The 25,482-nt window shown below is 50.7% G+C and carries 16 protein-coding genes; 3 read left to right on the top strand and 13 right to left on the bottom strand.

Features of this window, described 5'->3' with window-relative positions:
* Positions 1–183: 183 nt before the first annotated feature.
* Positions 184–819 (top strand): response regulator transcription factor, encoded by a 636-nt coding sequence (locus AAHB90_RS02860; protein WP_342083395.1) that lies wholly within the window; start codon positions 184–186, stop codon positions 817–819.
* On the opposite strand, the gene AAHB90_RS02855 is transcribed toward AAHB90_RS02860, so the two are convergent.
* On the bottom strand, positions 806–3,847 hold the full coding sequence (locus AAHB90_RS02855; RefSeq protein WP_342083394.1) for a sensor histidine kinase: 3,042 nt from the start codon (positions 3,845–3,847) through the stop codon (positions 806–808). The genes AAHB90_RS02860 and AAHB90_RS02855 overlap by 14 nt on opposite strands.
* A 481-nt stretch (positions 3,848–4,328) precedes the next feature.
* On the opposite strand from AAHB90_RS02855, the gene AAHB90_RS02850 reads away from it, so the two are divergent.
* Positions 4,329–4,961, top strand: a complete 633-nt coding sequence (locus AAHB90_RS02850) for a response regulator transcription factor (RefSeq protein ID WP_342083393.1) — start codon at positions 4,329–4,331, stop codon at positions 4,959–4,961.
* Between the two features lie 12 nt (positions 4,962–4,973).
* Here the strand turns inward: AAHB90_RS02850 and AAHB90_RS02845 are convergent, their stop codons facing one another.
* The 9 genes from AAHB90_RS02845 to AAHB90_RS02805 all read right to left on the bottom strand — a co-directional run bounded on the left by AAHB90_RS02845 (position 4,974) and on the right by AAHB90_RS02805 (position 18,135).
* The gene (locus AAHB90_RS02845) at positions 4,974–6,257 is read right to left on the bottom strand and encodes an aminotransferase class V-fold PLP-dependent enzyme (protein ID WP_342083392.1); all 1,284 of its coding nucleotides are present in this window, start codon (positions 6,255–6,257) and stop codon (positions 4,974–4,976) included.
* 160 nt (positions 6,258–6,417) lie between these two features.
* Positions 6,418–7,584 (bottom strand): glycan-binding surface protein, encoded by a 1,167-nt coding sequence (locus tag AAHB90_RS02840; protein WP_342083391.1) that lies wholly within the window; start codon positions 7,582–7,584, stop codon positions 6,418–6,420.
* A gap of 15 nt (positions 7,585–7,599) precedes the next feature.
* Complete coding sequence (locus tag AAHB90_RS02835; RefSeq protein WP_342083390.1) at positions 7,600–9,282, bottom strand: RagB/SusD family nutrient uptake outer membrane protein; 1,683 nt, start codon at positions 9,280–9,282, stop codon at positions 7,600–7,602.
* Positions 9,283–9,294: 12 nt separating this feature from the next.
* Positions 9,295–12,759, bottom strand: a complete 3,465-nt coding sequence (locus AAHB90_RS02830) for a TonB-dependent receptor (protein WP_342083389.1) — start codon at positions 12,757–12,759, stop codon at positions 9,295–9,297.
* 140 nt (positions 12,760–12,899) lie between these two features.
* Positions 12,900–13,997, bottom strand: coding sequence for a FecR family protein (locus AAHB90_RS02825; RefSeq protein WP_342083388.1), 1,098 nt, complete (start codon positions 13,995–13,997; stop codon positions 12,900–12,902).
* Between the two features lie 108 nt (positions 13,998–14,105).
* On the bottom strand, positions 14,106–14,714 hold the full coding sequence (locus AAHB90_RS02820; protein WP_342083387.1) for an RNA polymerase sigma factor: 609 nt from the start codon (positions 14,712–14,714) through the stop codon (positions 14,106–14,108).
* Between the two features lie 110 nt (positions 14,715–14,824).
* Positions 14,825–16,582 carry a response regulator gene (locus tag AAHB90_RS02815; protein WP_342083386.1) on the bottom strand — a complete coding sequence of 586 codons (1,758 nt, stop codon included), beginning with the start codon at positions 16,580–16,582 and terminating at the stop codon, positions 14,825–14,827.
* A gap of 109 nt (positions 16,583–16,691) precedes the next feature.
* On the bottom strand, positions 16,692–17,117 hold the full coding sequence (locus AAHB90_RS02810) for a response regulator (RefSeq protein WP_342083385.1): 426 nt from the start codon (positions 17,115–17,117) through the stop codon (positions 16,692–16,694).
* A complete protein-coding gene (locus AAHB90_RS02805; protein ID WP_342083383.1) occupies positions 17,107–18,135 on the bottom strand; it encodes a PAS domain-containing sensor histidine kinase in 1,029 nt (342 codons plus the stop codon). The genes AAHB90_RS02810 and AAHB90_RS02805 overlap by 11 nt, the downstream gene beginning before the upstream one ends.
* A gap of 108 nt (positions 18,136–18,243) precedes the next feature.
* Here AAHB90_RS02805 and AAHB90_RS02800 point away from each other — a divergent pair, with 108 nt between their 5' ends.
* The gene (locus tag AAHB90_RS02800; protein WP_342083382.1) at positions 18,244–18,765 is read left to right on the top strand and encodes a DUF4142 domain-containing protein; all 522 of its coding nucleotides are present in this window, start codon (positions 18,244–18,246) and stop codon (positions 18,763–18,765) included.
* Here the strand turns inward: AAHB90_RS02800 and AAHB90_RS02795 are convergent.
* Genes AAHB90_RS02795 through ppk1 form a run of 3 tightly spaced genes read right to left on the bottom strand, consistent with a single transcriptional unit; the run spans position 18,762 to position 25,472 of the window.
* Positions 18,762–22,553, bottom strand: coding sequence for a metallophosphoesterase (locus AAHB90_RS02795; RefSeq protein WP_342083381.1), 3,792 nt, complete (start codon positions 22,551–22,553; stop codon positions 18,762–18,764). The genes AAHB90_RS02800 and AAHB90_RS02795 overlap by 4 nt on opposite strands.
* Positions 22,554–22,570: 17 nt before the next feature.
* Positions 22,571–23,437, bottom strand: coding sequence for an SdiA-regulated domain-containing protein (locus AAHB90_RS02790; RefSeq protein WP_342083380.1), 867 nt, complete (start codon positions 23,435–23,437; stop codon positions 22,571–22,573).
* On the bottom strand, positions 23,421–25,472 hold the full coding sequence (ppk1, locus tag AAHB90_RS02785; RefSeq protein WP_342083379.1) for a polyphosphate kinase 1: 2,052 nt from the start codon (positions 25,470–25,472) through the stop codon (positions 23,421–23,423). Before ppk1 ends, AAHB90_RS02790 begins: the two co-directional genes overlap by 17 nt.
* Positions 25,473–25,482 lie beyond the last annotated feature (10 nt).

The following is a 25,482-nucleotide window of genomic DNA, read 5'->3' as shown; positions in this document are numbered from 1 at the left end:
CCAACAGGCGCCGGAAGGATATTTATGATACTCAACGTTAATTAATGCACAAATTTAACAACTATGCAAGCGTGCATTTATAGAGTTAAAACGTTTCGATCGTAGATACATTTCTACAAGTAGAGGCTTTAAGAAATTTTTAGATTTGTGTGTTACCCACAGACACCTCTTGATCGACAGTTTATGAAAATATTGATCGTCGAAGATCACCCGCTTATACGGATGGGACTGAAACTCCTGATTTCCGAATCCGAGTCCAGGGCTACTGTTACCCAATGCGATACATTTCCGGAGGGCCTGATTTTGCTCGACCAGGAAAGGTTCGATCTCCTGATCCTCGACATAGACATTCCCGGTGGAGAGAACATCAAAATGATGAATATGATCCGGAGCAAACAGCCCGATATCATCATTCTTATTCATTCCGGGTACGACGAGCAAGTGTACGCATTGCCCTACATCAAGGCAGGTGCAAACGGCTTTCTTTCCAAACAGGCTTCGCACGATGAGTTCAAAACCGCCTTGAAAGCGGTTATGAGCAAAGGTAAATATGTAAGTTACCAGGTTCAGCAAATCCTGCTCAATACAATCAAGGACAATAATTTTGGTAAGGCAATGAACCCCATTACCAGCCTTTCCCCCAACGAAATGCGCGTAATGCAGCTGCTGACGGAGGGTAAATGGACCAAAGAGATCGCCGCGATTATGAATGTGAAAGAAAATACGGTCAGTACCTATAAACGCCGGATTTTCAACAAGCTCGATGTTGTGGATTCTATCGAACTTTCCAAAAAGGTTTCGCTCCTTAAACAGTTTTAGCCGGATTGAATTGCAGGGTAAAACACGTTTGCTCTGCTTCACTACTGACATGCAACCGGACGTCGATCAGCACGGCTACCTCTTTGACGATCAACAGCCCCAGGCCTGTTTTACGGCCGAATGGCGTCACCACATCATCGGCTCCTTCCTGATCCGGAGTGTTGATGATTTCGATGACATGGAGCGGAATGCCTGCCCCTGAGTTGGAAATGCGCATCACCACGCCGGAGCCTGTATCTTCGGAGGCGGTGACGCTGATAGTGCCGTTATGCGTAAATTTGACCGCGTTATCGAGCAGGTTATGGACCATGATCGCGAGCATCTGGGCGTCGGAAGGAGCCGTCAGGTTATCGGGCACTTCGTTTTTGAAAATGTTGCCCTTTTCTTCGCTGGCCGTTTTAAATAGCTCGTATTTGCTCTCAACAAGCTGGCTCAGCGCGACATTCTCGAACTGAATGCTATTACCGTACACATGTACTTTGATGTAATCGAGCAGTCCGCGCAACAGGTCGCTCATCCGGCGCGACGAATTAGAAATCACCTGCCCTATCTCCGAAACCACAGCCAGTTCACCCTTATCGATCATTGCCGGGATCGCACCGGACGTGAGCATAATGTAGTTCAGCGGAGACTGTATATCATGGGTCATCGAGGCCAGCAATCTCGACAACATGTGCAGCTGCCGCTCCATCTCGTTTTTCGATTCCTCTACATCCCGCAGCGCGAGGTTGAGGCTTTCCGTACGTTTGGCCACAATCTCTTCCAGCCGCTCCTTCTCTCGTGATATGTTGCGCAATCGGAAGCCGTTGTAGAGAAAAAAGCCTCCTATGATTGCCAGAACAAGCAATATTTTCGCCCACCAGGTCTGATACCAAAGTGGCGGCACGATTACGCAGATCTTCCGGATCGTGTGGTTTCCCTTGCCAAAACCATTCACTTTTCGTACCAGGAGCGTATGCATGCCATGGCTAAGGTTGGAAAATACAATGCTGAAATCGTTACTCTGGATCGGTATCCAGTCCGAAGCCTGTACGCGCTCACCGGCATCAACCAGCGCATAGGAAAGGTTCAGATTGTAGGCATCACCATAATAAGGTGTCGAAAAGAAGAATCTCGACTGCACCGGGTTTGCCGGCAAGACCAGCGTGTCGCCCAGTCCCGTCAGCCATTGCCTGTTCACTAGGATCCTGTCAAGAATAATGCGCGCCGACGGCACTTTTTTGATCACCCTCTCGGGCCGGAACCAGATCAGCCCGTTGAGCGAGGGCAGCGAAATGGTACCGTTTTTCAAGGTTGAGGCGCAGGGTTGGCATCCGCCATTGAATTCGTTCGTCAGAAAACCTTCTTCCTTGGCATGATAGAGGTAAAAAATATCAAATGGTGTCTCTGCATAGTCGAGCAGATCTTTGACGGCCATCTGGAACAGCCCCTTATCCGTAGGGATCCAGAAATATCCCCGGCCATCATCTACGATACAATGCGGACTACCCAGATATCCCGCCCGGTCGAGCGGGAAACGGGTCAGTTTGTTCTTTTCGTACATTAACAAACCTTCGCCGTTTGCAGTCATCCAGATTCGTTTGGCCTTGTCGACATACAAACTTTTGATGTAAATCCCGTCCGTACCTTTAACCAGGTTCGCTTCTCTCGAATGCCGGTCGAACGCATACAGCCCGGCAGTCGAGGCCACAAGCATCTGATCGCCGAACATTTGGAAATAGGTGCCCTTAATGGCACCCCTGATCAATTTCGGCCGCGCTTCTTTTTCCGAGGGATCTAAACAGTAAATTCCTTTCGTACCCGTTGCGATCCAAACCTTTCCATCCTTGTCCGCATAAATGTGCTTGATTTCGGTATAGAAGGCCAGTTTGCGCAACATCCTGTTGGCCTGTATATCCACCTGATACAGGAAGTCCCCCGTTTTGAACCATAACAATCCATCCTTATCATAAAAAAGACTGCGCTTGTCGCCAGTGTTCAGTTCTTCGAGAATCGGTACCTTTTGGGTCACAACTTCGCCGGTGACAGGGTCCTTACTGAACACAACGCCGGTCGGTGTCAATACGCTGCTATCGCCTTTGGGGACGGTAGCGTAATAGACGTTCGCGATATCGGCTTCCGGCGAAGTCAATGCCTCAAAAGTCTGCGGCGTGAGCACAAACAGGCCTTTCGACGGGCTTCCGAGGAATAGCGTTTCCGTAACAGGATCGCGGTACACCGACTGGATCACCTGCTCGTCGAGGTCGTATCCGTCGGCCACCAGCTGGGTAGTCAGCCCGCGGCGAGGTAGCTCGGTTACCATATACAATTTCTTGCGATGGTAGAAAAACAGCTGGTCGGATGTGATGTTCCAGAATACCTTCATGCCTTCAAACCGTCCGTCATAACCGTTATCGCGAAGCATATCGCCATAAATACCGACCTGACTTACACCCGTGGCGGAAATACCAAGGACCTGCCCATTTTCCTTGCCATAATACAGTTTGTCGCCCAGCATGAAGTAATTCCACCACAACAACAACTTGTCGGGCGCAAACGGCGTGTGTGACAGTTTCCGATTTCCATGGTACAGTTGCACCGAGCCGCTGTCAATCAAATAGAATTTCCCTTCTCCGTAGCTGTCGGGAATGATATAGTGGGCCGGGGCCGCAACATCTCTCAGGTAGGTGGGAATACCGACCGAGATAAGCGTTTGTGGGTTTCCGTTATCGAAATGCGGAAGCGTCATGATTTTGCTTCGATAGTAAAGCGAATCGACCTTCGCGCCGCCATTCTCGATCTTCACAAACTGGTTATAGTCGGCAGCCGCATAAATCTCCCGTCCAGACTTCTCCTGTCCTGGCCGGCCGGCGCCCGTCTGGTTCATCGAGGGCGATAGCATATAAAAACGATTACTCGTTGTACCTACGAACGATTTATCAAAAACATTGAACCGATGACCGTCGAAACGGGCCAGGCCGTTTTCAGTAGCGATCCAGATAAAACCCTCGGCGTCTGCGGCGAGACTTTTGACGCTGTTTTGAGGCATACCATTATCATCCGTAAAGTGCTTTACGGTATATCCTTTCTGGGAAAAGGTCTTTCCCCAAAGGAGACATATGCAGATGAACGTCAGAGAAACAACTAGCCTATTCACAAAAAAAGAAAAAAGGAACCTTGCCTGGATAGCCGGCGGCTCTTAGGAATTTAACTCCCGAACTATTTCGCAAAAATATATTGAACAAATATAGAAGTAGAAATTTTGTAAACAAACGTGGCGTTAAAACTACTACACAAGTCACCTCCAAGTAATTAAGGAGTTTTTATTTGAATTGAAATTAGTTCTATTTTTGTATACAATTACTTGATTAACAGCCTATTATATGTAGATTTTCTTAAATAGCGATAGAAATGATTCTAGTCACTTTTTGTTCCAGCGCTACAAAAATACATGAGTCGGTAACTTAAATTTACCGCCAGGAACGATCTCCTGTTCTCGTTTGGGAAACACATTCTGACCCTTTTCGTTAATGAAACACATACTACTCGTTGAAGATCACTCCATCGTAAGGTTGGCAACCCTCTTCATTATACGCGATGTGGTGCCGGCGTTTACCCCCTGGGAAGCCGACAACTTTTCCGACGCCCTTCATATTGTGTCAGTCCAGAAACTGGATCTCATCATTCTTGACATTAACATTCCCGACGGCGAAGGTTTTCAAATGATCGGAAAATTACGGCGGCTTCAACCGGATGTGCCTATTATGATGTTTTCGGGGATGGACGAAGAAGTATATGCGATGCATTATCTCAAAGCGGGCGCCAACGGTTTTCTTTCCAAAAGTTCGTCTACGCGGGAAATCCGGACAGCGATAACGGCCGTTCTAATGCATGGCCGGTATGTGAGTGACTTGGTACAACACTCGCTCCTGGGCGGCAATATCGTGCCGAAACTGCGCCAGGACAACCCGCTCGCCGCGCTCTCACAGCGCGAACTGGAAGTAATGGACCTGCTCCTGCAAGGTAAATGGACCAAAGAAATAGCCACATTCCTGAATATAACCGGCAGCTCTGTGAGCACCTATAAAGCCCGGATTTTCGAAAAATTCGGTGTTACCACAGTTATCGAGCTTTATCAGAGGGTTTCTTTGCTGAGGGACTAAGGCTTTCGAAGATCAAACGCGCATTCCTGCAAGTAATTCTTCCCGTATCCTACGTCCCACGACCTTATCTTCTCCTGGCTGCAACATCCAGGCTGTTACGCGGATGAGATTGGCGCCTTTAAGCGTTTCTTCCATGGCGGGATCCACCGAATCGGAGCCGGCCTGGTAGTAGTACAACGGCAATCCCGAAAAGCCTGCCTCTATCGACGGGTTACCGAACCGTAGCTTGTCGCGCAGCTCGCGGCCGTTCAGTTTTACGATGCTGTCGTCCCAGCTGATTGTCAGGGTCGGTGTGATATTTCCCAATTCGGGAACCGTCACTTTGGTAGTGACACCGGGTAAATCCTTCACGGCTCCTTCAATGCGCGCGATCTGGGCTTCCCACTCCTTCCATTCCCGGTCATGATCACCGGAAACAAACTTTTCGAGCGCCACATACATGCCCAGTATTTCTTCTTTATTAACCTTGTGCCCGCGTGCGACCGTATACCCGCGTGGGGGTGCGTTCAGGCGTGCGGCCGCGACAATATCTTTGCGACCCATTAATATCCCCGCGCTTTGCGGGCCACGCATCGCTTTGCCGCCCGATATAAAAACCAGGTCGAAGCCCATATCGTTGAATTTCCAGAGATTGGATACCGGCGGCACATCGGCCGCGATGTCGATCGATGTCGGGATATTGTATTTTTTGCCTAATGCGACCCACTCCTCTTGCTTGATCTGCCCTGCATTGGCCGTAATATTCAGGAAATGTAGCAGCGCTGTTTTTTCATTGATTGCTTTCTCGACATCTGCAATGGTTTCGACTTCCACCACGGTACAACCCGTATTCAAAAAAGCATGGTTGTATCGCTCATTGTGGGATTTCTGACAAATCACCTCCGACTTCATGCCGGTTCCTTCGAGATGCGGCAATTGTTCCACCTTACGTACATCCAGGCCCGTGAGCACACCCGCAAGGCCGAGCGTCATGGCCGAGAAAGCGCCGCAGGTAACCATAGCCGCCTCCGAATGCACAAGTTTCGCAATCTTCTCCCCTACCTTATCCTGTACTTCATCGATCATGCAAAAATGCCGGGATGTATTTTCAATTGTCTGCACGACCTCTTCGTGCATAATGCACCCGGACATATAGGTGAGCGTTCCGGCTGCATTGATGAATGAGCGGATTCCCAGCTCTGCAATAAGGTCCCGCCTTTTCTTCCGGGAAACATGCTCGCTCCGCATTCCGGCGGCGGATAACGAGCTGAGTAATGGCAATGTAGAAAGACCTTGAATAACTTTTCTGCGTTTCATGGGTTCAGGATTAGTAGAAACGCAAGATACGAATGATTGAATTTTGAATACGTGAATGATCGAATGAAAAGGTCAGGCGTAGTCATGAATAGTCAGGCGTAACAATTCAATCATTCCCCGTTCCACGGCGGCTCATTCAATCATTCAATCATTCAATCATTCAATCATCTGCTCCCTTCCGCACGATCCTGAAATTATCGAATGCCATATCGCAGTCCAGATCCCCGCCGCCGTGGAACAGCAAGCGCGTGTAGTAGCCCTTTTCGCTGACAGTGAGTTTTGAACCGGCACTTTCATAGCTTGCCGCGATTTCGTCGAAAGGTATGACCACCGTTTGCCATTGGCCTTTGGTATCGTAAGGCGGCAGCCAGGTATACTGGCTATCGTTGAAGCCACTCGCCACCCCCGCAGTAATCTTCAATACATTATTGTTGTAGGGTTTAACCGTATTGACTTCAAATTTCAGGAAATAATCGGCAGGTTTCAGGATCGCCGAATCGGGGATATTCTTGCTGATAGCACCCATTGCATCGGGTGGGCCACCTGCCACTTCTGTCCATTGCCAGCCGCCGATAGCCTTTTTAACCCGAATATAATTGCCATTGATGGCCGGCGGATCACCGGCACCGGGCTTCGATACAACAAACGCCGCGTTCCACCAGCCTGTAAACGGATCGCTGCTCAGAAAAATGTTTCGGTTATCACGAAACCAGAGATCGGACTTCATTTCACCAAATTTGGTTTTAATCGTAACAGGCCCCGGTTGCGCACCTTCCGGTACGGTTACCTGTATTTCCTTGTCCTTCACATTGACCAGCGTCCCTTCCTTTCCACCTGCAAATGTCACGGTGAGCGGTTGGTAAAAGAAATCACCGCGGATCGTCGCCACGCCTCCGGTCGGCACATATTCACTCAGCATCGCCGATATGAACGGTTCGCTGATCTTGACCTCAAAGTCGTGTTCGAGTATTTTGCCATTGGTGAAGATGATCCGCATTTTGTTGCTGATCTCGTCGGGAATCTGTGCCGGAACTGTTACCAGGATCGTCGTGCTCGTAATGTACGTCGGCGTCAGGCTTGCCCGCTGGTCATTGAACCAGATTTCCTTCGCGTCCTGCAAGTTTTGACCGACAATAGCGATCAGGTTTCCCTGTCCCGCTCCGGTAAGCAGCGAATCGGCGTCCTCCGGATCGGTTACACGGATAAAACTGATGACAGGCTCTCCGTTGCTCGGCAGATCGTCCTTCTCGCAGGAAATATTGATTACCGCGATCAGCCCCAATGCGGTGATCAGCGCCAGATATCTGAAAATGAATAGCTTATTCATAAAATGCCAGTAAAACTATTTGGATTGATAATCGACCGCCGGTTTTTGAAGATTAGGCGCCTGGCTAAGCTCCGCCGATGGAATAGGCAACAGGAAATTCCCACTATTCGCGTCTATTTTTCGTTCGGCGGTTGCCCAGGCTGTTTTCGTGAACGTCCATGACGTCGGATCAGGGACGCGGTCCGGTTTTGTAAAGAAGAATCCCCGGTCCTGCGCATTGAGGATCGCGTAAGCCTTGGTTGGATTATAGTAATGCAGGCTCACAAGGTCGTACCATGCCATTCCTTCCATGGCGAATTCTACGATGCGCTCTTTAAAAATCTGATCGAAAGTAAGCGGCCCGGTAACCGGCGAAAGGCCTGCCCGGGTATGCACCTGATTAAAATATTGCAGCGCCTTCGTGTCATTGGTAGAAGCATTATTACCCAAAACTGCCTCTGCGTACGTCAGGTACATTTCGGCAAGGCGCATCATATAAGTGTCGTGGCCATAGTTTTGCTGCGCAGCCTGCCCGCCCACATCGGCGGCTTTACCTGTGATGTATTTTTTGATGGCGATAAAATTGTTGTCGGTTCCAACAAAGGGAAAAACCAGTTTCTGGCTTCCGCCGGGGATTGTCTGCGTAATCTCGGGATAGCTTGCCCCGGGCAACATAAATGTCGCTTTCAATCGCTGATCGACCGTCCGGCCCTGCAGTACCGTTTCCGAAACGGTTTTAATACCCTCGTACTGCTGCATGACCCACCAGGTTGCCCCCTTGTCGCCGCCCCAGCCGTCGCCATTGGCAATGTCCGGACCATAGGCCAGGTACGCCGGGGTGGAATTTTGCGTACCCCAGGCGCCGGGCGAGTACACCCATTGCAGCGAGAACAAAGATTCCGCATTGTTATCATAAGGATACAGGAAAAGATTGGCATAATTTTTCAGCAGCGATGCTCCGCTGAGGGTTATCACGCGTTCGGCATAGTATTTCGCACTGTCCAGAAATACCTGGTTGCGCTGGCCTGACGCGCCCGCTTCCACGCCCGCACGTATGAGATAAAAACGGGCCAGCATACCCTCCGCCGACCATCTGGTAAGCCTTCCGACCCGTACCGGTTTCTCCGGCAAATCCTCGGCAATCTGGCGCATTTCGCCAGTAATAAATTTCCATACGCTTTTGGGCGTGTTGCGCTGCACGGTCGTATCCGAAAGCAAGGTCAGGTTGTTCTCGATCACGGGCACTGCACCCCAGTTCATGACCAGGAAGCGGTAGGCCAATGCCCGCATGAACCGCGCTTCGGCCATAGCGTGCCTTTTGATGGCCGGAGATACCGACGGCCCCGCATATTTCTGAATATTCTGGATGGCCAGGTTCGATTGCCCTACCACGATAAAGAACGACCGCCATGCCGAACCGTTCTCAGGGGTGTTCCCGGTTGTATTGAAAAGCACATTCCCCCTGTCGTTCCAGGCAGAAAAAGCAGTTCCCGCACGAAAATCACCCAAATTATAAGAGGCTTTGTCGTTATAGTCGAACCAAACCTTGCTGTACAGCAATGCCGTGCTGGCCAGTACCTGGTCGTCGGTCTGGTAAAAACCGGCATCTACAATGGAGTCTTTCGGTGGCCGTTCCAGAAAATCTTCCGAACAGGCGCCAAGGAGTGCGAGCGGAAGGATGGCAATCAGCTTGATGTAAATGTTTTCCAAATATTTCATTTTTCGGCTGTTTTAGAAATCCAATCCTAAACTGAATGTGTAAACCGGTGTCAGCGGATAGCGCCCGTAATCGAGGCCGATCGCCTGGTTCGCCGGACTGGCATCTCTCGAAACATATGCCCCCACTTCCGGATCAAAACCTGTGTAGCCGGTGAGTGTGGCTACGTTCTGAGCGCCCACAGACAGCCGCGCTCCTCTGATGACTTTCTGGCGCGAGACCAGCGAAACCGGCAGATTGTAAGTCAGTGAAATATTTTTCAGACGGATAAACGAACCGTCCTCCACCCATTTGTCGGTGTGGCGGGCGAAGTTGCCGTTCGGGCCATTCGAAATGCGCGCTACGTCCGTGCCAGGATTCGCCAGGGTAACTGTGCCGTCATCGTTTTTCACCGGTTTGGCATAATCCATCGCATGCACGAGCAGGTTACGGCTCAGGTTGATATTGCTCGCATTGGTATTCAGCTTGCCCAGAAAATTATACACATCGTTTCCATAAGTACTGGTCAGCAAAATACTCAGGTCGAATCCTTTATAGGAAAATGTGTTGGTAAAACCCGCAAACATCTTCGGCCAGGGGTTGCCGATCACCGTCTGGTCTTTTTCGTTGATAATCCCGTCGCCATTGACATCCTTGAATTTCACGTCGCCCACCCAGATGTTATTCTCATTGATCGGCAGTTTTACGCCATTATTGTCCACAGGCAACGGGCTCTTTTCGATTTCTTCCACCGATTGGAACAACCCTTCCTCAATATATCCGCGGAACAGCCAAGGCGCCTTTCCTACCTCCGAACGCTGTGTCCAGTCGGCGAGCCACCACGATGTACGGTCCACAAACGCCGCATCGGAATAGAACGACTTGATCTTCGTTTTAAAGCTCGAAATATTCAGGTTGGACTCCCATTTAAACCCGCCGCGGTTGACATTGACCGTATTAAGCGTAAATCCCCACCCCTTATTCTGTAATGCGCCGATATTGACCGTCGGAGAGCCCACCGCGCCCGTTCCGTTGGTGCCCATATACCAGGGCAACGGCTTTTCCATCAACAGGTTGTCGGTATTCTTGATATAAAAATCAAATTCAAACTGAATGCGGTTTTGGAACACCGCGAGGTTGATCCCGAAGTTGTTCGTTTTTGTTTCCTCCCATTTCAGCCCGTCGTTTGCGTATTTGGTAGGCAAAAAGCCCGTGGTGGTAGGTGTCGCGCCGGTGCCCATCGGCGAATAAATACCACCGCTGCCCTGATTCCCGGTAACACCGGTTTCGAAACGCAATTTCAACTCGCTGATAGCCGGCACGTGGAAGAATGGCTCCTGCGAGACGCGCCACGCAGCCGACACGGATGGAAAGAAACCCCATTTGTTATCGGCACCGAAATTGGCCGAACCATCGCGCCGGATGGTAGCCATGACAATATAACGATCCGCAAAGTTATAGTTCAATCTTCCCAGGTACGATTCCATGGCCCATTCCCCCGACCCGCCCGAGTTACTGGCCGTGAGCGCATCCCCAGCTGCCAGATCGAGAATGTCGTTCGTCAGGAAACCGGTCCGGCCTCCGGACAGGTTTTTCCAGGTCGATTCCTGCGACTCGTGGCTGAGCATGGCATTGATACTATGTTTGCCCAGCTGCGTGTTGTATTCCAACAGCTGGTTCCAGTTCCAGTAGGTATTCACGCCGGAGCCGTTCGTATAGGACGCTGTCACATTCTGCGCCCAGCCGATTTTGTAGGTCGGGATATAATAGGAAGAATTTGAAAAGCCCAGGTTTGTATTGAAAGATGTCCTGAATTGCAGCCCTTTGGCAATCCGCACGCCGACATTGAACCCACCGAGTAATTGCCTCCTCACCAGCTTGTTGGTCGTCAGGTTCGCGATCGCGATCGGATTTACGGGTGCGAAGATATTCGCGCCGTTATTTTCGTCGCCTCCGCCCCAGCTGCCGTCTATATTGCGGACAGGCACCTGTGGCGTTAGTTGCAAAGCATTCGAGATAATGTTCTCCTGGCTGGTTGTGAGGTTATCGTTCGTTTGGTTAAAACTGAGATTTGCCCCGATGCTCGCCCACTCGCGCGGTTTGTTGTCCATATTGAGCCGGAATGCATACCGGTTGAACCCCGACCCCAGCGCGACGCCGTCCTGTTTCAGGTATTCGCCCGACAAATAATAAGTCGTTCTGTCGTTTCCGCCGCTGAGACTAAGCTGGTGCTTATGCATCGGCGCATTTTTAAAAAGCTCCTTCTGCCAATCGGTGCCTTTCCCAAGCAATGAAGGATCGAGAAACTCCTCGGGTGTTTCGCCTCCTGCCAGCTGGTGATATTCTCCCACCATTTGTGCATACTGACGCAAATCCATCACCTTCAGCGGCCTGGGAGGTGCTTGCAGACTGAACTGATAACCATAAGCAATCTTGGTATCGCCTGACTTTCCCCGCTTGGTCGTGATCAGGAGAACGCCGTTAGTTGCGCGGGAGCCGTAAATAGCTGTCGCCGACGGACCTTGCAGCACCTCTACGGATTCGATATCGGCCGGGTTGAGACCCGCCAGGGGATTCGAGGAACTTTGCGCGCCGAAAGACACCGATTGCCCCTGGATCTGCACACCGTCCACGACATACAAAGGCTCGTTGCTGCCGCTGATCGAATTGATCCCGCGGATATTCACCGAAATACCGCCGCCCGGCTGGCCGGAGTTCTGCGTAATGTACACGCCAGCGGCACGCCCCTGGATCGCCTGTTCCAGGGTGGTATTGGTCGTACGCGCAATGTCTTTGGCCGAAACCGAAGTCTGGGCCGTCGTAAGGTCCGCCCTTTTCATTTCCCCGTAACCTACCACTACCACTTCGTCCAATGCCTTCGTATCTATCTTCATAGCTACATTCAACTCCGAACGCGTGCCGATGCGGATTTCCTGCGAGAGATAACCCACGAAAGAAAATATCAGGGTAGTTTCTCCCTCGCCTGATTCGAGCTCATATTGTCCTGCCGAATTCGTGGTCGTACCGCGAGAAGTACCCTTTACTACGACGCTTACTCCCGGCAGGCCGTCCCCTTTTTCATCGGTTACCCTTCCTTTAATGGAGGCCAGCATGTCGCGAATTTCATCCAGCTCACCTGACTCGGGCATTGTTTCGTCCGATACCGAAGAGCTTTTGTCGGTCCTGAAAAGCATAACCTGCCTACCAACCAATTCATACCGGATTGAAAGCGGTTTCAACAACCTCACCAGCACGTCTGCCAATGGTTCATTCGATGCCTGAAAGCTGATCCGCGTTGAAGATTTCACCTCAGTCGGATTGTAAATAAACTTGATCTCCGAGCTTCGTTCAATGGAAAAAAGCACGCTTTTTAGGCTTTTTTCCTCTACTTTGAGTGTGATCTTTCTTTCCAGTAAATCTTGGGCCGATAAACGGTAATGACTAAACGTTACACCCGAAGATGCGACGATTATGCATAACTGTAAGAAGGATAATTTCATGATATCCCACACGTTGGTCTTAAAAGGTAGATTTCCGGGCATATTCAGTTTCACTTTGGTTCGATTCTCAAAAAACAAAGACAATATTCTCCATTCCCATCCGCGTCTGCGGTGGGCGTTCAAACGATAGGAATGCCACTTCAATCGGCCTTGCAGCCCTGGCCATGTATAATCACCCGCCCATCGGCTACCTCATATGTTGCATGGATGATCCGGCAAATCAGGTCAAGCTGCTGGTACATCGGCAGTCCCGAAAGGTTCGCCGTTAACTGGCAGTCGGACAGCACTTCTTCATCGAAAGACAGTTCGATCCCGTACGTTCTTTCAAGTGTTTTAAATACATTACCAACCGGTGCTTCATCAAAAACCAATGATACCGGAGGTATTTCGCTTATTTTCATGGGCGTGTCCACAATCACTTTTACCAACCTGGATTCCTCTTTATCAAACAATACCCGCTGATTGGGTTTCAGCACCACGCCCACTACTTTCTCGGGCGCGACGGCACCTTGCTCTTCCTTCATGGAATACACCGATACCCGGCCTGTTTTGACCGATACGGAGGCCTGCGAATCCTTTTCAAACGACCTGACTGTAAAACTGGTCCCGAGCACCCGAGTGACCAATTCCCTCGTTTTCACGAGAAACGGACGGTCAGGGTTGTGGCTGATCTGAAAAAAGGCCTCTCCCTTCAAATGTACTTCCCGCTTTTCCGGCGCGAACTTTTCCGGAAATGTGAGCTCGCTCTCCGGCGCCAGGGTTACTATGCTACTGTCTTCAAGTAAAATAGCAACTGGCTTCGCAGTCCCATTGAAACGTACAATATTGCCTTTCGCGTTGTAATTGATCCCGGCGATTCCGCCATTGTGGTCCGCCTTTCCTTCCATTGAACGATAACCCAGCCAGCCCAACCCGGCCACAAGGCATACCGACGCGGCAACACTGAAATACCGGTAAAATACAGGTCTCGTACGCGCTTCCCTACGCATTACCTGCCCGCCCGCCTGTGCCAGCATATCCTGCACACGCGCATCCAGCTCTTCCGCTCCAACATGCAACGCTCTGCCGGCCAACACATACAACCATGCCCGCGCCTCGTCCAGCTCTTCCCGGTGGCCGGCATTTTCAAGCATCCATTTTTCCCAAAAAGCCGCCGCTTCGGGATCCTCATCCAATACCCAGGATCTGAAAAAGGGATCGGTAACGAAATCGGTAGCCGTGTAATGTCGATAATCCATGATCGGGGAACGCTTATAACAGGGAGATACAAGTGGCGGCCCCGGGATACCATAATTTTCAGATTTTTTTAAAATATTTTTAGTTAAATATTATTAACCTATTAAAAATCAAACAAATAATATCGAAAGAAGTGTACTGATAGCCGTAGGGCTGAACCGCTTACGAAGCTGGCCGTAAGCCATTTGAAGAAGGTTGGAAACTGTCTGAGGAGTTATATTGAGCATGGCGGAAATCTCTTCGCGACTTAGTTCCTGGTAATATTTGAGATAGATTACCTCCCGCTGGCGTGCAGGCAGCGCGTCGAGCATCTCCGAAATCTTCTGCGCTTTATGGGCCAGCGTTTCTTCCCGGATCATCCGCCACTCGGGAGAAAATTCGATGGAAAAGTCATAATCGTCGCTGATCGCATGGGCCTGATCGTCCCAGGGATGTACCGTGCGTCGGTTACGGATTATCTTACGGCGAAGCGACACCAACAGATAGGCTTTGACGTGCGTCGGCTCGGCGACCCTTTCGCGGCTGTTCCAGAGATCGATAAATACCTCCTGGATACAATCTTTCACAAGCGCATCGTCTTTGACAAATTTGAACCCGTAATTCAGCAGCGCTTTGAAATAGCAATGCCTAAGCTGCCCCAAAGCCTGATCACTACCTTGCACCAGCTCCTTCCAGAGCCGGATATCCCTGTTTTGAAAGGACTTTCCACCACTAGTCATGCACAGTCGGAAGTTTTTCTTAGTTGGACCGCACAGGTTGGGCGCACAGGCCGGAGCCACAACTGCCGGGCCTCAAAGATATGCCTATATCACTATAAACCTAATAAATATTATTTTACAGCGATTCCCAGAAAAGGAAAGATATAATCGTAGAAATCCTGAGGGATGAAAGGCTTGATAAAATAGCCGGAGAAACCGTTGGCCATGGCCCGCTCTTTCTCGTTTTCGAACGCGGAGGCTGTAAGCGCGATAATGGGTACATGGGGATTCAGCTCACGGATGAGCGCGGTGCTTTCGAAACCATCCATGACCGGCATCCGGAGATCCATCAGCACAAGGTCGTACCGGTTCCGGCTGAACATTTCGTAGGCTTCCCGGCCATTGGAAGCCGTGTCGTGGAGGATGTTCCGGCGTTTCAGAAGCTGCGTAGCCAGGACCAGGTTCGTTTTATTATCGTCGGCCACGAGCACCCTTACCTCCGGTATTTCCTCGGCAACCACGGGCGTCACCGGCCGGCGCGGTGCCAGTGGTTGCTCCGAATAAGGTAGCGATAGCCGGAACGAGAAACGCGATCCCTTATTTTCCTCGCTTTCCAAATGGATTTCGGTGCCGAACAGGCGCATCAGTTCCCTGGATATGGCAAGACCAAGCCCGGTCCCACTCACGCTGTCGGAATGGGTCCTTGTTCTTACCTGTGTAAAAATCTCGAAAATACCTGCCTGCTCCGACTTCGGAATACCTATACCGGTGTCGGCAACGACAAAATCAAGCGCCGTCGCCTCGGGGGTACGGGCAACTTCTCTCACATCCAGCGTGACGGAGCCATTCGCCGTAAATTTGATCGCATTATGGATCAGATTGGTGAGCACCTGACTCAGCCGGAGGCGGTCGGCGACCAGTTGAGCCGGCAAGCCGGTATCAATCGAAAATGCAAGCGCAATGCCCTTCTCGTTGGCTTTCGGGTCGAACGTTTTTTTGAGTATATCAAAGAATTCGAACGGATTGAACGGCTGAGGGTCGAGCACTACATGGTTGGAGTTGATCTTATTGAAATCCAGCACGTCGTTGACGACCGCCATCAGATGATCGGCCGAAAACTTCAAAGTTTTGAGCAGGTCGTTGGGCTTTTCGCTGTGTTCTTCTTCCTGCATCATTAAATGCACCATTCCCACAATGCCGTTCAGCGGTGTGCGGATCTCATGGCTCATCATCGAAAGGAAGTCGGTTTTAGCCTTTGTTGCCTGCTCGGCAATGGTTTTTTGTCTTTCTAATGCGTCGTTCTGCTGTTGCAGCGTGTACCGGAAATAGAATTCTCGTTTGTCCTTGTTGTAATTCATTTTCACGATAAAGGGGAACAGGACATGCGCCGCCATCACAAAAACCCCGCCTTGTTCGAAAAATTCTGATAAAGAAGTGTCGCTCAAAAAATGGATCGATGCCGGGTAGAGCAACAGGCCCATAGCCGAAACGATCACCCCATACCGCAACGGCCAACGCAATACGAGACCCGCGAAAATGACCGCGAGCGTGAGGTTCAGGCAGGATTGTACATACGAAAGGTGTGGCTTCGACAACAAAAATGTGTAAAATAAGATCAGCGTCGAAAAGGTATAGAAACTCATCTGCTGACCTGATATTACTTTCCTGTAATTCAGGAACATATATCCCAGAATAATGGCGCCCGATAAAAGATGCGTGGACAGCAGTGTGTAGAAAAACGGATCGCCCGAGAGGAAAAAGGCGATCGATGACAACGGGTTACAAACCAGGAACGTAATACAGAACAGCCGGTTTTGTACCCGGGTCTTTATTTCTGCCTCCTCTTGCCAAAGCTGCTCAAAAGATCCGGAATTGTAAATGTCTTTCAAATAGGAGCTTTTTAGAACGTTGAAATCTGAAATTACCCTTAAAAATAGTAAAGACAGTGCATTTTGGACACAAATACCCGGTTTTATTACTGTTGAAAATGGGGATACTTTATTCCGGAATCACGTGATCAAAGAATCCCCGCAATTTGTCAGAACCGATGATCCGCCGACAGGTTTCAATGGTGAGTGGTTTTTGCTGATAATCAATCACCTGGCCAAAATTGAGTGCGCGGGCTTTTTCCGTTTCCTCGGTAGCCGAGCTCACCATCACGATAAGCACTTTCGGCAAATACGGCCGGTCGCGGATCGCCCGTAAAAATTCCCAACCATTCATGATGGGCATGTTGATATCCAGCAACACGAGAAAAGTAGTTTCCATTGCCTGATTCGTATCCAGGTATTCCAATGCTTCCTGCCCGTTGTAGCAAAGCACGGTATCGCACAACACCCCGCTTCTTTTGAGAAAGGTGTCATGAAGAAACAACATGATCTTGTCGTCGTCTACCAAAAGGATTTTAAGCCCGTCATTCGTCATCGTTCTGAACTTTATCTGCTTTGCGTACAACTTCCCGGATCACCTCGTCCAGTTCAACGGCCGACATCCTTATCAGGTCCAGCACGGTTTCGACCGGCATATTCCCGGCGTCACCCGTTTGAAGCAGATCGACCAGGCCCATCAGGCGTGTGAGCGGGGCCCGCACCACATGCGACTGCGTCCAGGCTATTTCCCGCAGCCGTTCGTTCTGCTGGCGGTACCGCTCGTTGCTGATCTCGAGGTCTTTGGCCTTAACCACCGCTTCGGTAATGTCCCGGGAGTTTGTCACGACACCCCCGACTGCCGGATCGTCGCTCATGTTGGTGGCTGTCGTCACAATCCACCGGTATGCTCCGAGGCTATCCATAAAGCGGAAAGGCTCCGTTTTGATCTGCCTGTACTCCCCGATTTTTAAAAACAGTGCCAGAACAGCCTCCCGGTCGTCGGGATGAATCCAGTCGAATGCATTTTTGCCGATAAAATCCTGGGGATGGATACCGAGAATAGGATAACTGCTTTCGCTTACAAATTTGTAATTACCCTGTTCATCCAGGATCGCAATAAGGTCTGCACCCTCCTGGACCAATGCTTTGAACCGCCGCTCGCTTTCCATAAGCTCCTGCTTTTTTTCCAGCCGCTCGGTCACATCCGTGATCACGCACATGTGCAGGCCCGGCAGAATATGAGCTTTTGAATTGAAACTACCGGTTATCAGGGTGCCATCCTTCCTCCGGATTTTCATCAAACCGTTGAGAATTTCACCATTGAGGAAGTTCTTCCATACCACATTAAAAGGTATTTTTTCCGGGAGTACAATAATGTCGGCAATGCAAACCCCTCTGAGATCGCCAAGTTCACATCCGAGCATCCGGTAAGTCGCATCGTTAATGTCCGTGCAGCAGCCGTCATCGTCGCATAGCACAATGGCATCCGTGGTATTGTCAAAAATCGCGCGGTACATTACCTCAGGTGCCGGCGGCCTCCCGTCTTCGAATCCTTCCTGCTTCTCTGTGCTCATTCAATTCCGCCTCTCGCGGGAATAGGTGCTGTGTAGATCTAATATTACAAATTTATATTTTTCGCTGGCATAATAATTATCCGTTGTCCCGAAACAATCCAGATGTTTATGCGCAGTTACATACTCCTATTACTGATTCCCCTTTGCTTCGCCGTAGCGGCTTGCGAAAACGACGACAAAACCGATCCGTCTTTAATCGGCGAGCTCGACAAGCAGTTTATTCAGGAGGCGGCCGACGACGCCCTGTTCCAGGTAAATGCAGGCCAGCTTGCCGCTTCGGGCGCTACCCAGAAGAGTATCCGGGATTACGGCGAACAAATGACGACGGACAACACGAAGGTCGGGCAGGAATTGCAAAAGTTCGCTGCGGCCAGGCAAGTACAGATCCCTACCACCCTTTCCGACGAACGGCAGCAGCAACTAGACAGCCTGGCCATGCAAACGGGTGTTGGTCTCGACACACTGTATCTCAACCAGATGGTAGAGATACAGGAGCGCGTGGTGCATATGATGGAGATTGAAGGCACCTCCGGAAATGACTTTGAACTGAAACAATGGGCATCCGATCGGCTGCCGACCGTACGCCAGTTCGAAGAACGCGCCAAAGCCATGCGCGATTCGTTGAATTAGAACCAAAACCCGAGCTGCAAGGCGATCCGGGGCTTCTCTTCGTTTTTCTCCTTCGGTATAAATGCGCCGACGGCTATCGTCAGTGCATCGACAGGGGAAAGCCAGACGCCTCCGCCATAATTGTAGTGCCATTTGTCCGAGGATTCACCGTCGAGCCATACGCGGCCATAGTCGAAGCCTCCGAAAATACCGTAGGTAAGCGGCAACGTCGGGTTATAGCTACTGCCGAGGCGCAGGCGCAGGTCCGTATCGTGCCAGAACGAGCTTTTTCCATAGAAGCGCTCCGTACGATATCCTCTGAGCCCGAGTTTACCGCCGATGTTCGGCATTTGGAAAAACTGGAACCCGCTTCCGAAATTAACACCCGTACCCACCTGTGTCGCCAGGATCAGGTTTTCCTTCTGGTCGAGTGCGGTATACCAAGCAAATTGCGCGCGGAGGCCGGTGAAGCTCCGGTCGCTTTTCAGATCGGCCGTCCAGTTCAGCGCCGCATTGAAACGGATGCCTGTATGGGGTGAAAACAGGTTGTCGATACTGCTGAAATTAAAGGTAAACTTAGCTCCGCTATAATATTTTGTCTTGAAAATATCATCCGGCAGACCATTCTCGCTGCTGGTAATGTACCTGTTCGCAGTGGCCTGAATGTCGTTTACCTCAAATACAGGCCCTAATGTAACGAAGCCATTATGTCCTGCGAAACGTTTTTTAAGCGCGGGATTGACATAGAATGCACTCTGGCGTACCCGATAAAAATTGGCGTCGTCCACAGGTCGCTCCGTTTCGTTGCCCAAGCCCGCGTAATTGAACGCATATCTGGGTCCGCGGTAGTAACTATCGAGGTAGAAATCAAATTTTTTGAACGCATTGATAAAATCGCCGGTGTAATTCACCTTAAAACCTTGTGTCCTGACTGCAAAACTTCCTCCGATGCTCTGCACCGATGCATAGGGTTCTTTCTTGAATCCGTATTTGGTGATATTCACGGCCCCACCGAGGAAAAAACCATCGTCGGGGTTGGCGCCGAGCAGCGGGAGCGGTAATGTAATGTCGTAGTTACTATCTGCACTACGGCGGTCGTACACGTTGAAGCGGTAAAGGCTCGTGCGTTTGTCCTTCGTATCCGGGCCGGGAATAATGGTATTGTTTTTCAAATCGTCATAAACGAGCGTCTTCTTCCCGCCACCGCTCACCCGCGCACTGTCCGCGAAAACGTCCTTACCCAGCCCGCCGATCAGCCGCAGCTTTATGCCTTTGTGTACATCACCTTTAACGATAAATTCGTCGTCGTCGCCATTTCCATAGATATTAATGGCATGCGTTACGGCATTTTCGAAAACACGCTGGTAGTTCTGGTGCTTGATACGGCCTTCTTTACCGGTCTCATACACGGTTACACGCGTATGCGCATCATCCACCCGCTCGATCACAAACCGTTCTTCCTCTTCCGTACCGATTACATTTACTTCTTTGCTGACAAACTCATAATGCGTGCGTGCGATCTCCATCAGATGTGCGCGACGTGCTTTCAGCCCTTCGATCATTTTGCCGGAAGCCATTTCGCGCGCTTTTGCCGGCCAGTCTTTGAAAGACGCTTCAATAGCCTCGTCGGTAAGGTTTTTCTGAATGTATTTTACCTGCTCCTCCCATTGCTCCCAGCTCAACTCATTCAAAAAGGTCCGGTCGAAAAGGCGGGCACTCCAGGTCGTCCATTTCATGCTCTGGATCTTCGGGCCATAGGTCTGCAATTGCCGCAGAAATGGCAGCGTCTGCCGCGCGATATTGGTCAGGAAGCCGTCGTAACGCGAAAATGCCTGGTCACGGTCGCGGGGAATAGGGCGATATAATGTCGTCCCGTCCTTCTGTTTTGTGGAGGCCCATGCCCATTGGTCGTCGTGGCGGTCCCAGTCGCCGATGATGAAGTCCAGCAAACGGGTGCGAATAGCCCATTGCTCATCGACTCTGGCTTTACTGCTTTCCAGCAACTCCTCCACGAGTTCAGGCGTGCTCACGATCTTGTCGGGATTACCGAAGAAATCGGCATCCTTCCATTTTTTTCCGTCGGCGCGTTCCTCGACAAGGTTCATCGTGCCGCCAAAAAGGCTGTTGAACGTACCCAAACCGGGTTGGGCCGGCACATAATACATTTTCGGGTTCGTATGATACACATTTATCGCGCCGGCCAGCGCAGGAAGGTTCAACGGTGCAAACGGGTTGGTCGACAAAAAGTTATCTTCAACAAGGTACTGGGCGGCAATCATCTGGTTGAACGGGAACGGCAGAAAGCGGCTTACGTCCTTGGTAAGCCCCCGCATTGCATATTCCTTGCCTTCGCCGTCGCGGAGGCGCAGCGAGTTGGTTTGGTTACCCCCGCCCTGCTTGATGGGCGTCACGCCGCCTTTGTAAGTAGCAAGGTCCAGTACGGGAAAGCGGTATTGTTGCAGGTACAATGGCCGGTAATGCTCGCCGAGCATGGCCTTATGCACTTTGCCGATCGGCTTGACCTCGTTGCTAACGATGAATTTCGTTGTCGAATCGGCATGCTGGTTATATTCTGTAAATGCGATGGTCGAATCCGGCATTTCGATCTGCTGCTTATCCTTCACTTTGTGCTGAAAGACCAATTTGGCCTCCTTACCGTCCGGGGTAACTTCCCAGAATTTGGTCCAGGTTTCGCCGCCGGCGTAGAAGCTCAATGTCGAGAAACCAAGTTTGGAGGAAGAAAACATGGACCCTTTTCCGAGACCAACCGGACTGTTTTTAGAGCCGCTACCGCTCACGATAAACTCCTGGCCGTCATTTTCGATAAACTGCAATGTGTGTTCGTGGCCGCTGGCGAATATGAATTTACCGTTCTTTTTCGCGCCCGCGAGCACCGCCGTGCGGAGCTCCTTATAATGCTTGTTGGCCACATCCTGTCGCGAACCGATCGTTGCACGGAACAATGCGCTGAGGCTGCCGAGCACAGGTAACGGAATGTAAAGCTTCGGATTCAGTTCCGTAAGCGGGAAAATGTGCTGCTTAATCGTAAACCTTCCCCCGTGCGGGCCGTAGGTATAAGGCGGGTGGTGCATGGCAATCACGACGTGCTTGCTGCGGTATTTGCGCACCACGTTCTCCCATACAAACCGGAACTGCTCACGGTTCCTGATTTCACAGCCGTCGTTGATCTTCTGGTCGCGGTCCCAGTCCGTAAGCCACCATTGCGAATCGGCGATGATGATCACCACATTGTCGTTCAGTTCCACCACTTCCGGGCCTGAGCAGCCGTTCAATGGCAGAAAATAGTCTTCATACTCGTCCTTATCCTTTTTCCCGCGGCGCTCATTGATGTATTTCTGGATGTATTTTTCCTGGCGCTTCAATCCTTTCACGCCCCAGCCACGCCAATCGTGGTTACCGGGCAGGAAAATCGGATGGCCCTTGAAATTTTCCAGTGTTTCGAGCTGAGAGTTAATGCGAAACTCGGCCACTTTACGCGCCGCAGAGTCCTCCGACGGCGGCATGCCCGATTCATAGATATTATCTCCCAAAAACAATACGGAGCTATTTTTCGATTCTGTACCCAACTTTGTTTTGAGGTATTCCAAAACCGGCGCGCGGTTTTCGGGCGAATCGTTACCTGCATCGCCGATCAGGTACATCGTATGTTTCAGTTCCAGCGCCGGATCCGGCGAGGCCGACTGCCACTGAGCGCCTTCCCGGGAGAAACGTGTTTTATAACTGGCGCAGGACGATATGCCTGCCAAAATCGTCCCGAAAGCGAGTAAACGGAGTAAATGTCTGTTCATAGGATGTCAGTATGGCCCTATTGGCCCGATTTTCTGAATTTGAGCACATTTCCGCTGAAAAGGTCGTCGCCTTCATTGGAAATGTAAAGGTTACCCGCATTGTCGAATGCGATGCCTTCCGGCTGGATAAACATGTTGCTGTTCAGGTGGTGGGCGTCCTTCACTTTCCATTGCCGGTCAGCTACCACGACCATCTGGTTCACGGCCGAAATAATGTACCACTCCTTCGTAACCGGGTTCCGTGCGATGCCCGACGGCCTGAAACCGCGTGCTACTTTGCCGGTAATTGCTTTGATCTCGTCCACATTGATTGCAAACTTGCCCGATTCCGCGATGACCGAATCTGGTCCGGTTCTCAGGATGTAGCCCGAAACGCTGTTCTTGGAATCATCGCCTGCGCAGTTCTTGCAAATGACGAAGAGCTCGCCGGTACCTTCATCCCCGTACATTCCTTCATATTCGCCTTTGGGTAGCGTACCTTTCACTTCTGAAACCCCTTCCGGCTCCTGGTAAACCGCTTCGGCCATTGGGAATGTATATATTGTACCGTTGCTTTTTAAAATGTAGGCGCGGTCGTTGATGATCGAAACATCTTCATAATCTCCTTTTTTGCCAAATTTTGAATGCTTCTGCTTCGGCACATCCCAAGCAAGCCGGAACAACTTGCCGTCTTCGTCCTGGATAGCATAAACCGTATCGCTTTGCCCTTTGTCGAAAGCAATGCCCGATACCTCGAAAAGGCTTTCGGGCATGTTGAACTTCTCAGGTTTGTTGAAGTCATATCCGCGGAAAATCTCCGTCTCTTTCTGCGTCGAGTTGCAACCGGCTATCAGCAAGCCCAGCAGTGCAACAGCCGCCAGCATTGTGCTATATTGGTTTTTCATCAGATGTCTTTTTATAATTTTCGACGGTTCCCGTCAGATATTGGTAAATCGCTTCCTGCGAGCGCACTCCCCCAGGGAGCGTGGTAACGGGCGCATTACGGAGTTTGTCGTCGATCCATACAGCCTGCACGGTGTCCTCCCATTGCAGTCCGAGGATGTCGATGAGCTGTTTTTTCAAATCTTCGTGATAAATCGGGAAACAGACCTCGATCCGGCGGTAAATGTTGCGGTTCATCCAGTCGGCGGAACCCATGAACACCTCGGGCCAGCCGCTATTATGGAAAATAAATACACGCCCATGTTCCAGGTAGCGGTCTACAATGCGCTTGATGCGAATGTTTTCACTCTGTCCCGCAACGCCGGGCACCAGCCTGCATATGCTGCGCACGATCAGGTTCACCGTAATGCCGGCATTCGAAGCCTCATACAGTTTGTTGATCAGGACTTCCTCTTCCAGGTTATTGAGTTTAATGGTAATACCCGCCGGTAAACCGTTTTTAGCATTATCAATTTCCCTGTCTATCAGCTCAATAAAGCGGTTTTGAAGATTAAACTGCGCTACCAGCAGATGCTCGAAACGCATCACGTCGATCTTCTCCGGCTTTTTCTTTTTACTCAAAAAACCGAACAGCTGCTCAGCTTCCCTCAGCATTGCCGGATGAGCGGTGAGCAGAATGTGGTCTGTGTAAAAGCGGGCGGTACCTTCGTTGAGGTTACCCGTCGCGAGCAGGCCGAGATGGGTATGCGTTTCGTGTTTCCGCTTCACCAAAGCGAGCTTCGCATGGACTTTCAATGCATTGACGCTGTGGATGATCTTCACCCCGGCCGCTTTCATCTTCTTCGCCCAGCGGATATTGTTCGCTTCATCGAACCGCGCTTTCAACTCGACCAGTACTGTCACTTTCTTCCCGTTTTTCGCGGCCGTGATGAGGGCGTGCGCGATCTTGGAGTCGTGGGCGACACGGTACATCGTCGTGTAAATTTCCTGCACAGAACGGTCAATGGCCGCTTCGTTGAAAAAGCGGAGAATCGTATCGTAGGTCTGGTAGGGCGCATGGACCATCAGATCACGGCGGGTCAATGCTTCAAACAAGGTTTCGGTCTTCTCGAAACCGTCCAGATGCTGTGCAGCGGGCCACGCCGGGTAGGAAATTGCCGGCGAAGCGACGGGCAGCGACGACAGGTCTTTGAGATTATGGTACCGCCCACCTTCGACGAGCGAGGCCATTTTGAGATCAAAGACATTGACGATGTACTGCAAATGCCTCAATGACAAGCCCGGCTCGTACAGCAGCCGGCTGGCGAAACCCAGGTCGCGTTTACCCAGCTGCTTTTCCACCTGCTCGGCCATGTCGTCGCCGTTTTCATCGAGCAAATCCAGTTCGGCGTCGCGGGTTACCTTGATGTTGAATGCCCGGATTTCGACGGCATCCGGAAAAAGCACCGCGAGATTGCAGCGGATCAGATCTTCGAGAAAAATGATGTATTCGGCATCTGGCTGCCTGATTTTCACAAACCGGTCGAGTTGCGGCACAGGGATATTCACGAGTGCGATCTTCTCCTTGTCGCCCGGCAGTTCCAGCACTACGACAATGTAAATCTGGTTGTTTTCCGGAAAAAAGGAGGTCTTGTCGGTCAGGTATACCGGCTGCAAAAAACCGGCGATTTGTGTATAAAAATAGTTTTTGGCGAAAGCCGCTATTTCCGCTGAAATATCTTCTTTGTAGGAAAAATGAATGTTCAGCCGCGCCAATGCCGGAATAACCGACTTTGTGAGAATGCGACCGAATTCGTCCTGCTGCCTGTTCACAATGGCCTCCGCTTCCAGAAATGCACTGTTCTCGGCATCCTTCGCAGCATTTTTTTGAAGGTAAGGCATCCGTACCCGGTAAAATTCGTCGAGGTTGGATGAATAGATCGACAAAAACCGGATCCGTTCCATGAGCGGGACGGCTTCGTTCGCGGCTTCCATCAATACCCTTTCGTTGAAAGAAAGCCAACTGATATCCCGATTAAAATAGCGGAACGCTCCCATAAAGACGGCG

This window comes from Dyadobacter sp. OTU695 (assembly GCF_038440355.1).
GTDB lineage: Bacteria > Bacteroidota > Bacteroidia > Cytophagales > Spirosomataceae > Dyadobacter.
Note: the sequence above shows the minus strand (reverse complement) of the source record. Positions and strands in the feature narration are given on the sequence as shown.